Source organism: Desulfosporosinus paludis, from assembly GCF_045689965.1.
In the GTDB taxonomy this organism is placed as follows: Bacteria; Bacillota; Desulfitobacteriia; order Desulfitobacteriales; family Desulfitobacteriaceae; genus Desulfosporosinus; species Desulfosporosinus paludis.
On record NZ_CP144211.1, the window covers coordinates 1,819,404 to 1,835,410 of the forward strand.

A 16,007-nucleotide genomic window follows, 5' to 3' on the forward strand; every position below is an offset into this window, starting at 1 on the left:
CAGGTCCTTTCTCGCCATCCTTGGCTTCAAGGACACTTGGCCATCCATGGCCGGCGCATGAGTACAACTAACAGCCTCAGCTCTCGCAAGCGTATTAAAATCTAAAGATTATTTGATCAAAACTTAAACAGTGTCAGCAAGCCGATGGAAGAAATAAGAATATTGCAATAAGTTTATACTACACTACTGTCCTAAAAGTCACAAAGGAGGGATAAAGTTGAGACAGATTCTTGCCAAAAGCGAATATTGCCTGGGCTGCAAAAGCTGTGAGCTGGCGTGTGCCATTGCCCACTCGGCCAGCAAAACCCTATTTGAAGCAATGAATGAACTTGAGCCACCGCAAAAACGGGTCTTCGTGGAGTCCAACAAAGAGCTCAATTTCCCACTTCAATGTCGGCAATGTTCCGATGCACCTTGTGTGCATGCCTGCATGAGTGGAGCTATGCAGTTAGATCCCAAGACTGGGCTCATTCAAGTTGATGAACTTAAATGTGTTGGGTGCATGATGTGCGTAATGGTCTGCCCATTTGGGGTTATCGCGGAGGTTTCTTCAACCCGCAGAGTTACCAAGTGCGATCGTTGTCGGGAGTTAGATTACAAACCAGCTTGTGTGGCGGCCTGCCCGACTAAAGCACTGGAATTTGTTGAAGTTCAAGCGTTTGCCCGCAGTGGACGGCAAGCCTTCGTAAACCAAATGAAGGGGGTTTAACTAAGATGAAATCTTATCAATCGATTGATCCTGCTGTTATCGAACTATTGCCCAAAGCGGCTTCAGATGGTGTGGAAACGGTGTGGGATCGTTATGAAGCCCAACAACCTCAGTGTGGGTTTGGAAGCTTAGGGGTCTGTTGCCGCCATTGTGTTCAAGGTCCCTGTCGAATTGACCCCTTCGGAAACGGACCGAAATCAGGGATTTGCGGCGCCAGCGCAGATGTCATTGTCGCCCGCAATCTGCTCAGGCAAGTGGCAGCCGGAGCTGCCGCTCATGTCGACCACGCCTATGACGTGGTTGATGCTTTAGAATTAGCGGCCAAAGAAGAAATCAATTACACCATTACCGACGAAACAAAATTGCGCCAGGTGGCCAAGGGGCTGAACCTAGAGATCTCCGGCAAAACTGCAGAAGAACTGGCTTTAGAGGTTGTCGAAGCCGCCTATTCTGATCTAGCAAACCATGGAAAAAGGCCTGTTAAGTGGCTGATGTCTAACGCCCCTAAAGAAAGAATTGCCGTCTGGGCGAGCCTTGGCATTCTCCCTCGTAATCCCGACCGGGAAATCCGGGAAGCCCTGCACCAGACAACCATGGGTATGGATGGTGATCCTGTGAATCTTGTCTTAGCCACCGCTAAACAAGGGCTTGTAGACGGATATTCCGGCCTAAAATTGGCCACAGATATGCAGGATATCCTTTTTGGAACCCCTTCTCCTGTCGTGACCGAAGCGAATTTAGGCATCCTCAAAGAGGATTATGTCAATCTGATTGTTCATGGTCACGTCCCCCTGCTTTCTGAAAAAATTGTTTATTGGGCGGCTAAGCTCCAAGAGGAAGCGCTCCTTGCAGGGGCCAAGGGAATTTTAGTCTCCGGAATTTGCTGTACCGGCAATGAAGTTTTAATGCGCAAAGGGATTCCGCTGGTTACTAACTTCCTGGCCCAAGAGCTGGCTATAGTTACCGGAGCTGTTGACGCAATGGTTGTCGATGTTCAATGTATTATGCCCTCCTTAAGCAAAGTAGCAGCTTGTTATCACACTGAACTCATCACGACGATGCCAATTGTCAAACTCCCAGGAGCTGCCCATGTTCCTTTTACGTTAGAAAACGCCGATGAAGCAGCTAAAGAAATTGTGCGCAAGGCCATCTTCTCCTATACTCATCGAGACCCTAAAAAAGTCCACGTTCCCAATTACAGGCGCAAAATTATGGCTGGATTTAGTGTTGAAGCTATCATCGGAGCTCTATCCACTGTGAACCCCGCAGACCCTCTGAAGCCCCTCATTGATAATATCGTCAATGGCAATATCCTGGGGGTTGTGGCTACAGTCGGCTGTAATAATGTTAAAGTAACTCAAGACAGCCTGCATGTAGAGTTAGTAAAGGAACTTATCAGGAACAATGTCTTGGTTGTTGCTACAGGATGTTCTGCTCATGCCTTAGCCAAGGCCGGCCTTATGAATCCCGAAGGAACCGAGGCCTATGCCGGTGAGGGCTTAAAAGCTGTCTTAACGGCTATCGGCCAAGCAGCCGGCCTGGGAGCCCCGCTTCCTCCTGTACTGCACATGGGCAGCTGCGTTGATAATTCCAGGATTGGGGACTTAGTCACCGCGATAGCAGCCTATTTGAAGGTCGATTCAGCCTTGTTGCCGGTTGCTGCAAGTGCTCCCGAACCCCAGCATGAAAAAGCCCTGAGCATCGGGACTTGGGCTGTAACCATGGGACTAACCACACACCTTGGAGTTGTTCCACCCGTACTGGGGAGCAAGGCAGTCGCTGAATTACTTACCCAAGGTCTGACGGATGTGATCGGAGGGAAATTCTATATCGAAACTGATGCCCTAAAAGCAGCCCAGGGACTTATGGAAGACATCCGGGCCAAACGAAAAAAACTTGGACTTCCCAGTTAAAGGACGGGGAAAATTATGAGCTATATCGTTGTTGGAAATAGCGCAGCAGGCCTGTTTGCAGTTGAAGAAATTCGAAAACACGACATCCATTCCGAATTGATCGTCCTCACGGCGGAAGATGAACCGAGTTATTCCCGTTGCTTAACGACTTATTTTTTAGCCGGAGATATCCCTGCCTCCCGCCTTTATTTACGGGACATAGATTTTGCCAAGCAGCTTAATTTGACAATCGTATACGGAGTCGAGGTTAACAGGATCGATCCCACCCACCGGCGTGTCCAAAGCAGTGATGGGCAAGAGTGGAACTACAGTAAGCTTCTGCTCGCTATGGGGGCTTCGGCTAATAAACTCTCGATCCCGGGTAGAAATCTTCCTGAAGTTTTTACGCTGCGCACCATGAAAGATGCTTTAGATATCGAGGCTGTCTTAGAGCGGGGAGCACGAAAGGTCGTCGTCATTGGAGGAGGTTTGGTCAGCCTGAAGAGCGCTTATGCGCTGAGAAAACGCGGACTCGAGGTCACTGTTTTGATCTCTTCCAACCAAATCCTCTCGCAGATGCTTGATAAAAAGGCAGGTGACCTCATTCAGAAGCATTTGGAGGCCCACGGAGTAAACTTTCTTTTACAAACTGAAGCTTCGAAGATCACTGGAGAAGAACATGTACAAGGTGTTCTGACCGCGCGTAATACAATACTTGAAGCGGATGTTGTGATTGTCGGCAAAGGAGTTCAGCCAAATATAGGAAACTTAGGAGATTCCGGCTTGAACATTGGTCGAGGGATTCAAGTAGATCATTCCTTAGCCACGAATCTGCCCAACATCTATGCGGCAGGTGATATCGCCGAAACTTGGGATCTCGTTCGTCAAACCTTCACGGTAAATGCCACTTGGCCGAATGCCTCAACTCAAGGCAGAATTGCCGGGGCAAATATGTGCGGTGGACACGAGGTCTATCCTGGGTCCCTTGGTCTGAACTCTGTAGACTTTTTTGGCCTCTCGGCTATGTCCGTCGGAATCACCAAGCTCCCTGAGCATAAGGCACAGGAAAATTGGAACCAACAAGAAGGTTTGAAAATAGACGGAAGTCTGCCCATCTATCGCAGTTTGATTTGGCAAGGGGACATTTTAAAGGGCTTTGTACTCGTGGGTGATACGTCCCAGTGCGGTGTCTTAACGGCTTTAGTCAAGGCAGGCCGACCTCTGACTCAAACCCATAAGAATTTGACTCTTGGTAAACGAGGAACCTTAGCGATAGGCTTAATGAAGTAGAAAAAGGCGGCACTGGAAGTGATTCACAGGCCGCCTCTTTCTACTTGATCTCAAGATCTTTGGGGATAATTTCGTTAACCTAATACATTAGGTACCCTGAGGCAACAATTTCAAAAACCTCGCTGACAAAAACCATTCCAAAATCCGTTTCACAGGAAAATACATCATGATTGACGACAACCTCGGGATTAGATACCCCAGCTTTTCGAGCACTTTCCAGGGCATGTTCCTGGCCCTTGGTCAGAATACTACTCCGAGCATCTTCTAGTTCCATATAGGTTTCGCATCCCCATGGGGCATGCACTTTAAAGCCAGGTTTGATGATAGCGGTTACTCGTTCACTAACTTTTCCCACTGCGGCTCCAACTGCGTTGGCAACCTCACTATGTTCAGGAATAATGACTTCGCAGTTTAATAACTGTCCGACATCCGGCAAGTAAGCTTTAACAGGAGCACCAATCGCAGCAATGGGATAATTCAGTCCAACTTTGACGCTAAAATCCTGATCAGGTTTATTTCGCTTAAAGATTGGCTCCATTACAAAATTAAAGTTCGGATCATCTTTGATTAATAAAGGATGCCCTTGTTTTAAAGCGATACTCTGTAAGGCGGTAAGCGTCAGGAAACGGGTTATTTGTTCGAGGCATTGTGAGGCAAAGCTTTCTATTCCAGAGCCATAGTATTGTGCAAGAATTCTCGCTCCTTCAAGCGAAGCCGCACGATTCCAGGTTTGAAGAAACCCAAGGCAATGAAGGACATCGGTAGGGGTAAAAGCAGCCCGGCCAATAATCTGAGCCTGTTCCAGCGACTTCAGGGCAAGAGGGCTTAGGTTATTACCAACAAGCCTATTCAAGGTTAGAACATTGTGCGCTCCATCCTTTAGGACCCTAACAACAGCCTGTTCCTCAGGGCGCAAATTCTCAAGGTTCCGAGGATGTTTAAGCATCATCCAGCAATCTACGGCTTGTCCTTGATAAACAGTATGCTTACCCTTAATTGACTTGAGTTCTTCAACGAGATTAGGGTAGCGCATACTGACAATACATAAAGGCCAGGCCCGCAGCGGCCCTATGTGCAATTTGTCCTTTTTAGAGCCCCGGATATAGCTTTCCCCATCCACTCTAATATAGCTATCCCCGCCGATACCAAAGGTAGTGATTTCTGCTGTATTTATGTGTGTTCTCCAGCCAGCCACGACTGCCCCTTTTTCGTTTATTCGCCAACGGTTGTTTTTGACGATACCTATATCTGTAGTGGTCCCTCCCATATCAAGGGTTAAAACCGTCTCCATACCCGTCAAAAATGTTGCGCCTACCACACTAGCCGCTGGTCCTGATAAAATTGTCTCAATCGGTCTTGCAAAAGCTTTCTCCTCACTGATCAGAGATCCGTCCCCTTTGACAACCATAACGGGAGCTTCAATACGATGATTCTTAAGAACAGCTTTTATTGCCAACAGCAATTCTCTGATGATTGGCAAGAGCTTGGCATTTAAACAAGCTGTCACAGTTCTCTCATAGTAACCTAATTTTGAACTCAGTTCGTGCGCACAGACAACCGGTAAATCCCACTCTTTTCGCACGATCTCTCTGGCCTGATTTTCATGATCGGGGTTTCTATTACTTAAGTTTCCTGAAATAGCTAAGGTATCTACTTCCCCTTTCATTTGAGCAATAGCCCTCATTAACTCCTGCGTATCAAGGTCACCAAAAGGTATTCCATAAAGATCATGACCGCCTGAAACCAAAGCGCATCTTTGGGCTGGCAAAACCCCTGTTGGTTTTCTTTTACCTATAAGGATTAATCCCACCTTGCCGCCGCGCCCTTCGACTATGGCATTTGTTGCCAGGGTCGTGGAAAGGGAAACCATTCCTATCTCCTTAGGGTCAAACTTTCCTAAGTTATCAATACATTCCTCAATCCCAATGGTCAAGTCCTGTGGAGTCGTAAAGGCTTTAGCTTTCGTGACAATAGTTTTATCCTCAAAATTCAAAAGCACACCATCCGTATAAGTTCCTCCCGTATCAATCCCTAAAATATAGGACATCGATATCACCATCCCCAAGTAATCTGATCCAATCCCAGCTATTGGCTTATACTCTATGGTCCGAAGAAAATCACAATCCTGAGGTTAAGTATTGCGAGTTACGGTGCTTAAAAGAAACTTTCCTGGGTAACCATCATTCTCGGTGGAATAACGACGAAATCCTTATCCCACTCCCCGGTTACCAGCCTCTTTAATAGCTGACACGTACTTTCCCTTTCTTCAAATGTTGCACCCATGAATTTCGCAACTTGTTTTGAATGCTCAACCAAACTTGCATAATCTCCTACTCCGGTGTCTATAAATACAAGTCTCTTATAGTGGTTGTACTCGGTTTCAATAATATAGCGAGCATTTTCTTCGCCGTATTTAGCGCTATATTTCAGGAACTCTGCCCGTGGTTCACCACCCTGATCTATCCATCCTTTGTTTAGATAAATGGTTCCCGGGCACTTATCGAACTCCTGCTGATAGATTTTTCGTGAGCCGAGTAAAATGCTGATGCAGTCATGAACCCTTGGGATTACAAGGGTATGGACCTTTGAATGAAGATTCACGACGCCGTTGGAACACAATCCGTAGCCAAAAAGAAGAGTGTCATGGTCTTGGTCCGCATCAATTCTGGCTTGTAATTCCAACTTGAGTTTTCGCGGCTCGCGATGAAGTGCGTAGGGCAATAATTCACAAGACATTCCTGCCGGCAGAACTTTTTGGATTTCGTCGGCAATAGTATTACAAGCAAAAATCTTAGCATTCATTACCTTCACTCTCCCCTTGCCGATATCCTGAGGCAATTATCTCAAAAGACTCCTCAATAAAAATCACGCCAAACTTCGTATCACTGGTGACTTTATCCTGGTTCACGGTAATCTCCGGATTAATGATTCCGGCTTTTTTAGCATTCTCCAGGACAATCTCCTTGCCCTTCGAGAGAATTCTCTCACAGGCCTCCTCGTGATACATAAAGGCCTCACATCCCCAGGGCGCATGAACTTTAAATCCTGGTTTAATCAGAGCAGTAATCTTTTCGGCAACTTTTCCCATGGCGGCGCCTACGGCACTGGCGACTTCACTGTGTTCAGGAATAATAACCTCGGTTTTCAAGAGCTCGCCCACCTCAGGCAAATAAGCCGTTACCGGAGCCCCAATGGCGACAATGGGATAATTTAAACTCATCGGAACACTAAGATCTAAATTCTTATGATTTTGTTTGAAAAAGGGTTCAAGAAAAAACTTAAGGCTTTCATCCTTGGTAATATCGAAGGTATATCCTTGTTTCGAGGCAATGCTTTGCAAAGTGGCAAGAGCTATTGACTGAGTCATAGTCTCCAGGCACTTGATGGCAAAATCCTCAATATTAGACCCGTAAGTGCCGGCAAGAATTCTGGCCCCCTCAAGAGAGGCATCCGCATTCCATTTTTTCAAAAGCCCGAGACAATGCAGGACATCCGTAGGGGTAAAGGAAATGCGCCCAATGACTCGAGCTTGTTCAAGAGATTTTAGCGCAAAGGGGCTTACATAATTTCCAATTCGTTCTTTTAAAAATTGGACATTATGCGGCCCATCTTCAAGTCCTTTGACGATAAGTTGTTCATCGCGACTCAAGCTCTCAAGGGCGGAAGGTGGTTTAACAATCATCCAGCAATCCAGAGTCTGCCCGTCAAAGATCGTTCCATTGACCACTTTAGACTGATGTATTTCGCGTAGTTCCTGGATTAAATAGGGATAGCTCAGACCCATAACACAAAGTGGTCTTGCTCGCATCGGACCAAGGCACAGTTGGCCTTTCGCTGTCACTCTTATATAACTATCCCCACCAATCCCAAAGGTGCTGAGCCCGGTTGTATTAATATGAGTTTTCCACCCGGCTACTATTGCCCCTTCTTCATGCCTTCTCCAATAGTTATTCCTGACTATCCCTATATCCGTGGTAGTGCCTCCCATGTCAAGGGTTAAAAAGGTATCCCTGCCCGCCAGAAACATGGCACCCACCACACTCGCCGCAGGACCTGACAGAATGGTTTCAATGGGCCTTTCCAAGGCTTTCTCCTCACTAATCAGAGACCCATCACCTTTTACGATCATCATAGGAACTTCAATCTTTTTTCTCTTGAGTACCCCTTTAACTGCCCCAAACAAATCCGAAATAATAGGCAATAGTTTTGCATTCAAACAGGCTGTTACTGTCCGTTCATAAAGGCCGATATTGGAACTTAATTCATGACCACAGATAACAGGTACATCCCATTCTCTGCGTATGAATTCTCTAGCCTGATTTTCATGTTCGGGATTACTTATGCTAAAGATTCCGGAAATGGCTAAAGTATCGACTTCACCTTTCATTTGGCCAATCACCTTGGCAAGTTCTTCCGTGTCGAGTTCACACTTTGCCGTTCCAAGTCCGTCATGGCCGCCCGCAACAATGCTGACCATTTGTGCAGGAAATTTTCCAGTGGGTCTATAACCGATTAAAATTAGCCCTACGTTACAACCACGTCCTTCAACGATCGCGTTTGTAGCGAGTGTCGTAGAAAGTGAAACCATCTTAATCTGTTTAGGATCGATCTCTCCTAAGTTATCAATACATTCCGCGATCCCAAGGGTCAAATCCTGCGGTGTTGTAAAGGCTTTAGCTTTCGCTGCAACAACCTTTCCTTCAAAATCCAAAAGCACACCATCTGTATAAGTTCCTCCCGTATCAATCCCCAAAATAAAGGACACCGTTACCACCTCTTTAAAAGAAATACTATGTAAAGCAATGAAGTATTCTCCGATTGCAATAGTTGTCCGAGCTTCGGAGATATTAAGTGCAATTTTTATGCCATCCTTTCTCATTTAAGGCAACACTTCAACAGCAGATGGAGATTTCCCATTATTCAGTCGTAATGAGTTATTTTTTCTTCTCAACATAAGCTCACAATACTTCCGAACAAAAATATCAGGCTCCGAACAGCAAAATCCAGGTCATGTATTTTTCATTTATGAAAAACAATAATTCCTTGTTTGAGTCAGTATTAACTCGCATTTATTTTCACAATCAATATTAACTTAAATTAATGGACAAACGTTAAGACGATAAGGTAAGATTCCTTTCTCATATAAAAGAAGACAGCCTTACACGTACATGTGCTAAGCTGTCATCTTTCTTAACCATCCTCTAGATTGACTCAATACAATCAATAAGCTCTTCAGCTACATATTCCGCCTCATCGAGAGTTAACCTCGAATAGAGCGGCAAAGAGATTTCATTAGCATACTGAGCCTGGGCATTCGGGTAATCTTCCAGCCGATAACCTAAATTTCGATAAAGGGTAAACATCGGCAAGGGCATAAAGTGTACGTTTGTGGCAATATCTTTTTCGCCCATCTTTTGAATAACCCGGTCTCTCTGTTCTTCGCGAAAGCCTCTTAGTCTTAAGGTATATAAGTGATAGCAGGATTCCATGTCCTCGTTTTTGTCGAAGGGAACTATGGCCCAGTCCTTGCCGCCAAGTACCTGACTATAAACCTGATGGAGTTCCGCCCGTTTTCTTAACATATCATCATAGCGCCGCAGCTGAGTCCTGCCGATAGCCGCCATAATATCCGTCATATTACATTTAAAGCCATCGGTTAAGATATCATATTTCCAAGCTCCCGCTTGCATTTTGGAGAAGGCATCCTTATTTTGTCCGTGTAACGAAGTATATTTGAATTCCTTGTACAAGTCTTCTTTGCCCCGGAAACTATTGTTGTTATAAGTGATGGCCCCACCTTCTGCCGTCGTCAGGTTTTTGATGGCATGAAATGAAAAAACATGAAAGTCCATCTGCCCTCCAACTTTTTGGCCTTTGTACATCGCCCCAAAAGAGTGCGCTGAATCAGAAATAAGTGTGATATCCTGGCGATTTTTGGCTTTGAGAACTTCTTTTATTTTATCGTAGTCAACAGGTACTCCGGCAATATCCACGGTCATGATCGCCTTTGTCTTGGGCGTGATGGCTTCATAAACTTTCTGTTCATCAATTAGGAAACTATCTCTTTTAACATCGACAAAGGTTGGCATTATCCCTCGATGAACGAGTACGTTTGAGGTAGCAGCGTAAGTGTAAGGCGTTGTAATCACATCATCACCCTCGCCGATACCCAAAACCTTTAAAATCAGCTCCAAGCCCGCAGTGGCACTATTCAAAGTAACCGCCTGGCCAGTACCACAGTAATATGCTAACTCTTGTTCAAAGCGAGCAGAGTTTGGACCGGTAGTGATCCATCCGGACCTTAATACTTCCGCTACCGCTTCTATTTCTTCTTCAGTAATATCTGGTGGTGAAAAAGGAATTTTTTTAATTGTCATCATCAGGTTCCTTTCCAACGTTCATTGTTATTTGTAAAACTCTTTTATCGTATCACATATAAACTCTACTTCATCCGTCGTTATTTCAGGATAGATTGGAAGGGCAATGATCTCATCGGATACCCTCTCCGCGATAGGAAAATCCCCTTTTTGATACCCCAGATCTCTAAAACATGGCTGCAAATGAAGAGGACGCGGATAATAGATACTATACCCGATTTCGTTTTTGGCTAAGTGCTCCGCTAATTGATCCCGATTTTCTGCCATTATATTAAACACATAATAAACCTGCTTTTGATCTCCTTTGACTTTAGGAAGTCTTATCGCTTGACAGTCACTCAGCCTTTCAATATATTGCTTAGCGATCTTTTCTCGTTTGCTAATAGCGTCGTCAATATACTTTAACTTAACCGATAAAATTGCTGCTTGAAGTGTATCTAAGCGCGAATTGTAACCAACATACTCATAATGGTATTTTTTCGAGGCACCATGCACTCTGTAATATTTAGCTTTGCGCGCCAGTTCTTCATCATTCGTAATCATCATTCCACCGTCACCATAACCTCCCAGAGTCTTGGTCGGGAAAAATGAAAATACTCCAAAGTCACCGATTGTTCCTGCATGATGATATTGACCGTTACGTCCCTTCCATCTCATGCCAAAGGCTTCAGCAGCATCTTCAAGCACTCTCAGTTGGTGTTTAGCCGCAATATCCATAATTCTGTCCATATCTGCCATTTGGTCAAAGAGATGTATAGGAAGAATTCCTATAGTCTGTTGATTGACCTTTTCCTCGATCTTGGTTACATCCAAGGCGAAGGTCTCTTCATCAATGTCTACAAAAACGGGACGCCCTCTATGCTTTGTAATGCATGATGTAGAGGCAAGGAAGGTAAAGGGAGACGTAATAACCTCTTTTCCGTCCTTGAAGCCAAGAATGTCTGAAGCGATGGTCAGGGCATCTGTTCCGGAGGCCACTCCGATGGCATATTTGGCCTGAGTATATTGCTGAATCTCATTCTCAAGTCGAGCGACTTGTTCGCCTAAGATAAAATTTCCTTTCTCGAGAACTCCCTGTATAGCGCGATTAAACTCATCCTTTTTTAAAGAATACTCTCTTTGAGATGTATAGAAACTTACCTTCATACTACCTTAGCCTTCTTTCTTCTTCACTTATTCCTTAATCATTTTCATAAGCTACCAAAACTTTTACACCCGTCTGTTGAATTTTCTTAAGCTCTTCATCGGGTGCTTCCCAATCTGTAATGAGAACATCCAATTGTCTCAAATCTATGGTTCTTGCAAAGAATTCTGTTCCCACCTTATCAAAGTTCGCCAGGCAGACTTTTTGACGAGAGACCTCTGCCACAGCTCGTTGGAATATAGCTCCTTCCGGAGTTGAGCTGCTCAACCCATGTTTCGCGGAAATTCCTCCCCCCGTCAAAAAGGCTTTATCAATACGCAAGGTTCTTATAAATTCAGTGGCCAAAGGATCAACGATCCCTTCCTCCCTTTCAATTTTCCCACACACGATATACGTCTCAATGTTACCATGATTTTTTAATTTTTCAGCAATAATCAAAGAATTGGTAATGACGGTATAGTCCCGATCAATCGGCAGGTATTTCAGTAATATGTAGTGAATGCTTGCGCCGCCGATAAATACTGTATCCCCTTGCTCGATGTAGGCAGCAGCAAGTTTAGCCACAGCGTTTTGATGCTCAGTTCCCTCGCTGTATCGAATCTTGTCATCCATCGGAAACCTTCTAACTTTCGACAGCGAGACAGCTCCGCCATGAGTTCTTTTTAAAAGGCCCTCCTCTTCCATCATTGTTAGGTCTCTACGAATAGTATCAATGGAAACCTGAAACTCATCCGCGAGTTCTTTCGCAAATACCCTTCTCGATGATTTAATTTTGGAAAGGATTTTATCGCGACGTTCCTCTGCAAACATATCATATACCCCTTTAAGAAATATCCCATATTGATAATATCACTTTTGTGCGGCTTTGTTAAGTATATGCTACAGTTTATTGCGGTTTTTTGCTGTACTTTTTTAGGTGTTATTCATGCTTGCAGCAAAAAGTCAACAAGCACTATAGAGGAAGCATGCTATGCAGAATTTGCGTGAGCGACGCTGATGACGACACAGGACGTAAATACTCTCATAGAAAGAGGCAGCCTTGTAAGTAATCCACAGGCAGCCTCTGCAATAATAACAGTTGCTTCTTCTGCAGTAACGGCGAATGAGCTATCTAATTTTAGTGTAAACTCCCGTGTTATTAAAAATATTTTCGATACTTAATAAATCCTTTTTACACCGGTCACTTCAGCACTTAAGGAATCTAAGGCAACAAGATCATCGGCTGACAGCTCTTTCAGAGACGCTTTTCCGAGGGCACGCATTCCTTCTTCCATCTCCAAAACCATAGAAGTTATAGTATTAACAACACTCGTGGCAGCCTGATCGATATCAAGTTTCCCTTTAGAAGGGGAATCGTAAAATACCAAGGTCGTCGGGGGTTCCCATGGTATTACTTTACTTACTTGGTTATGGGTTAGAGACAGAAGTGGGACAGTCGCCATATAAATAGCATCTGCTCCCAGAGCAATCGCTTTGAGACACTCTCCAGGAGTGAAGAATCCCCCAGCTATAATCAAACTAACTCGGTCTCGTACCTTTTGGTTTTTCAAAAAGCGGACGGCTCGGCTCAAGGCAAAAAGGCTGGGGATACCAAAATCATCTTGTTTAATCGGAGTAGTGGCGTGCGAGCCACCTTGCGCTCCATCAATAATCACAGCATCAAAGCCTAATTGAATAGCGGCTGCTAAATCTTCCTCAAGATGTCCTGTCGCCATAAGTTTTAAGGCAATAGGAATGCCGTTTGAACGTTTACGCAAACTTTTCATAAAGCCTGGCCAATCACTCTGCTTTTGTATCCCCGGTGGTGCCGAAAAGGATATCGCCGGTTCATCAGGAGCCAGCCCTGAAAGCTCTTGCGCCCGACCTTGAAATTCTACGGCCTCTACAATTACCGCGCCCATATCAGCACCTTGCCCCATTTGGACCTCCAACATATCAGCAGAATCAATTTGCTCCTGAGTTCTCGCTCCCCATGCCCAACGTGAAATTTGCAAGGTGTATTTTCCGGCTTCTTGGCGTTCTTCGGGCAAATAGGGTCCTTCTCCGGAACATGTAGAGGTTTGTAACGTTTTGGCTGCTCTGGCTAAAGCTCTTTTCGCTTCCTCACTGAGAGCTATCCCATAAGCCATGGCACCGATCATAATCGGAATATTGATAACCATCGGCTTGCTGGCCTTCGGGCCAATTGTGACCTGCATGTTCATCTGGGTGCTTTCCGGCAGCGATAACTTCGTCATCAAGTGAGGAGCAAACATGAGGTTGTCGAATCCGGGAAAATGTTTAGGAGAACCAAGAGGACGGGTGATGATTTTCCCGTTTTGAGAACGAAAACCTATTTCCAGGATATTTAATACCGAAATTCGTTTCCCTGCCGGCCACACTTCCATGAGATTCTGAGTGTACTTGTCCGAAAGCAGCTTGTCCATAAAGCCGCTGATCTGCTGTCCTATAAGATAGCGCATGATTGGTTTGATCATTAGGATAAGTACCACGAAGAGCTGAAGAACCAGCAATAATATGAGCAAAAACAACCAGAAGGAGCTCGTTATTGTAATCTGCATTTTCTGACCTCATTACATAAAGTTCTAAGCATCGTTACTTTTGCGATTTGGTTGCCTTCCATGTCTTATAAAAACCCCACGCCAGAAGAAGGTCTCCCAGTGTAAACATTGCTCCCCCTAGCGCCCGTATGATTAGGTATGGATTAAGGAGCATGCGAACCTGCATAAAATCCATCCCTAAAATTCGCCATAGATAAGTCTCCATGAAGCCGGCAACCAACAAGGCCGAAGACATGACGATCAAGCCACCATTCAGCAATAGGACAGCCAAAACTCCACCCTTATAGCTTTTGAGAGAGGGTTCGCTCCCTTGACTGAGAACATAATAACAGCCCGATAAAACTGTAAAACCGAGGCTCCCGAATAGAGCCAAATGAGCATGACCCGAGGTGACATATGTCCCATGCATGTACAGATTGACCCAAGGTATGGTAATAAATAGGCCTAATAGTGAGGCGCCTGTTATATGGTAAAAGACACTGCTGAGCAGCAGCCATAAGGTAAGTTTCTCGCGATTGCTCCTAACTTTCACCGATTTTAAACCTTTATAGGTCATCTGAACTAACATTCCAACAGGAATGACTTCCACTATGCTGACCAAGGAACCAAGTACCAGCCAGATGGCGGGAAAGCCAATCCAGTAATAGTGGTGTCCGGTACCGTACAAACCTCCAACGACAGCTAAAGTTGCTTCTAAATAAAGCCACTTTTCCACCTTGCCCCGATCCGCTAAACCGGAAACAACGTAAAAGGTGGCGATAAATCCGGCGGATGTCAGTTCGAAAGCCATTTCCTCCCATAAATGAACAATCCAAAACTTGGTTGTCTCATCCGTGATGGGGTTGCTATAAGTTATTGTATTCGGCAGCAACAAAACTAAAAGGAAGGACATTCCCACGGTCATAATCCCGGCTGCTGGGGTAATATTCCTTTTATCCGTTAATAACGTTCTTATAAGATTATAAGAGGCCAGGGCCAGGGATAAGCATATACCGACATAGAAGATTGGCATTCCTTCGAGGAATTCTCGCCCGTTGCCTATTTTTAAGGCTAAAGTTCCGAAGATAGACAAGGTGAACACTATAACGATCCAATATTGCCAGCGAGCTAGGAGAGGGGAATAGACCTCCCGATTAAGCTCGGCTGTAATAAAAAAGTAAACCATACCCATAGTGCCAATAAGCGGCCAAAGGTCGGCCAAGCCCAAATGAATTGCTCGACCAAATTCAAAGGGGATCGGTGACGGCAGATCCGGTATTACCAAATCCAAGGCACCCATCAAAGCCACCATACTTTGCAGGGCAAATAAACTTACAGCCGTAAAACAATACCTGCGGCTGATTTTTTGGGCGAGAAATTGCTGCTTGGGAACCGTGGATTTATTGACTTTTCCAGTAAAGGAAAACAATTTAAACAGTTTCATCAGTCCTTCCCCTCCTTCTCTTGTTGGGGAGGCCACCCTAGAGTCGGTATCGTATCGACAAACTTTAGGTATTGCACCAGATTCTCGGCATCTTCCTTATTAAGGGCTGGGTGATGAGTGTATTTGTTGGGACGCATAACGGGCGGCTCTACAAGATACTGAATAAGGTAGGACGGAGTTTCCTTAACCACAATATGGGTTAAATCCTCCGCTACGTACCCCCCATTGCCAAATAAGGTGTGACAACTGACGCAATTATGCTTTTGCCAGACAAGCTTACCGGCGACGGCCTGTTCTGGAATAGGAGAAGGAAGCCTGGCCGATATCAATGTAGCCCCTACAAATAAGCCAAAGGATATGATACTCAGTAATATAAATGTTCGTAATTTCAAACTATTCCCTTCCGCTTCTGCTCATTTATCATAGTTCAGTCATAATGGTATTGTTTGCCACTGAAACAAAAGTATACCGAGCTATGATGTTCAATAAACTTCTTTACACAATAACCTAGCAAAAAAGTTATAATATAGGGTGAATTAGGGATTAATACTCCTAAACTCAACTTTGGCTGACCGGAAATGATGTTTTTGGTTAAACACAAAAGCTCGACT

Annotated in this window: 12 protein-coding genes; 3 read left to right on the forward strand and 9 right to left on the reverse strand. The window is 44.8% G+C overall.

Annotation, left to right across the window (positions count from 1 at the left end; genetic code table 11):
- Positions 1-217: 217 nt before the first annotated feature.
- From VZF35_RS09275 to VZF35_RS09285, 3 genes are read left to right on the forward strand one after another with little or no spacing between them, the layout of a single operon-like run.
- Complete coding sequence (locus tag VZF35_RS09275; RefSeq protein WP_407312984.1) at positions 218-709, forward strand: 4Fe-4S dicluster domain-containing protein; 492 nt, start codon at positions 218-220, stop codon at positions 707-709.
- A 5-nt stretch (positions 710-714) separates the two neighbouring features.
- Positions 715-2,622 carry an anaerobic carbon-monoxide dehydrogenase catalytic subunit gene (gene cooS, locus VZF35_RS09280; RefSeq protein ID WP_407312986.1) on the forward strand — a complete coding sequence of 636 codons (1,908 nt, stop codon included), beginning with the start codon at positions 715-717 and terminating at the stop codon, positions 2,620-2,622.
- A 15-nt stretch (positions 2,623-2,637) separates the two neighbouring features.
- Positions 2,638-3,891: an NAD(P)/FAD-dependent oxidoreductase gene (locus VZF35_RS09285; RefSeq protein ID WP_407312988.1), complete on the forward strand. Its 1,254-nt coding sequence runs from the start codon at positions 2,638-2,640 to the stop codon at positions 3,889-3,891.
- A gap of 79 nt (positions 3,892-3,970) precedes the next feature.
- Here the strand turns inward: VZF35_RS09285 and VZF35_RS09290 are convergent, their stop codons facing one another.
- The 9 genes from VZF35_RS09290 to VZF35_RS09330 form a co-directional block, all read right to left on the reverse strand.
- Positions 3,971-5,938 (reverse strand): glutamate mutase L, encoded by a 1,968-nt coding sequence (locus VZF35_RS09290; RefSeq protein WP_407312990.1) that lies wholly within the window; start codon positions 5,936-5,938, stop codon positions 3,971-3,973.
- 107 nt (positions 5,939-6,045) lie between these two features.
- Positions 6,046-6,693 (reverse strand): DUF1638 domain-containing protein, encoded by a 648-nt coding sequence (locus VZF35_RS09295; RefSeq protein WP_407312992.1) that lies wholly within the window; start codon positions 6,691-6,693, stop codon positions 6,046-6,048.
- The gene (locus VZF35_RS09300; RefSeq protein WP_407312994.1) at positions 6,683-8,770 is read right to left on the reverse strand and encodes a hydantoinase/oxoprolinase family protein; all 2,088 of its coding nucleotides are present in this window, start codon (positions 8,768-8,770) and stop codon (positions 6,683-6,685) included. Before VZF35_RS09300 ends, VZF35_RS09295 begins: the two co-directional genes overlap by 11 nt.
- A gap of 322 nt (positions 8,771-9,092) precedes the next feature.
- The gene (locus VZF35_RS09305) at positions 9,093-10,268 is read right to left on the reverse strand and encodes a DegT/DnrJ/EryC1/StrS family aminotransferase (RefSeq protein ID WP_407314551.1); all 1,176 of its coding nucleotides are present in this window, start codon (positions 10,266-10,268) and stop codon (positions 9,093-9,095) included.
- 27 nt (positions 10,269-10,295) lie between these two features.
- Complete coding sequence (locus VZF35_RS09310) at positions 10,296-11,414, reverse strand: DegT/DnrJ/EryC1/StrS family aminotransferase (protein ID WP_407312996.1); 1,119 nt, start codon at positions 11,412-11,414, stop codon at positions 10,296-10,298.
- Between the two features lie 34 nt (positions 11,415-11,448).
- Entirely contained in the window at positions 11,449-12,222 is a 774-nt protein-coding gene (locus VZF35_RS09315) for a DeoR/GlpR family DNA-binding transcription regulator (RefSeq protein WP_407312998.1), read from the reverse strand.
- Positions 12,223-12,569: 347 nt separating this feature from the next.
- A complete protein-coding gene (locus VZF35_RS09320) occupies positions 12,570-13,973 on the reverse strand; it encodes an FMN-binding glutamate synthase family protein (protein WP_407313000.1) in 1,404 nt (467 codons plus the stop codon).
- A gap of 34 nt (positions 13,974-14,007) precedes the next feature.
- Positions 14,008-15,396, reverse strand: coding sequence for a cbb3-type cytochrome c oxidase subunit I (locus VZF35_RS09325; protein ID WP_407313002.1), 1,389 nt, complete (start codon positions 15,394-15,396; stop codon positions 14,008-14,010).
- Positions 15,396-15,788 (reverse strand): c-type cytochrome, encoded by a 393-nt coding sequence (locus tag VZF35_RS09330; protein ID WP_407313004.1) that lies wholly within the window; start codon positions 15,786-15,788, stop codon positions 15,396-15,398. The genes VZF35_RS09325 and VZF35_RS09330 overlap by 1 nt, the downstream gene beginning before the upstream one ends.
- Between the last annotated feature and the right edge of the window lie 219 nt (positions 15,789-16,007).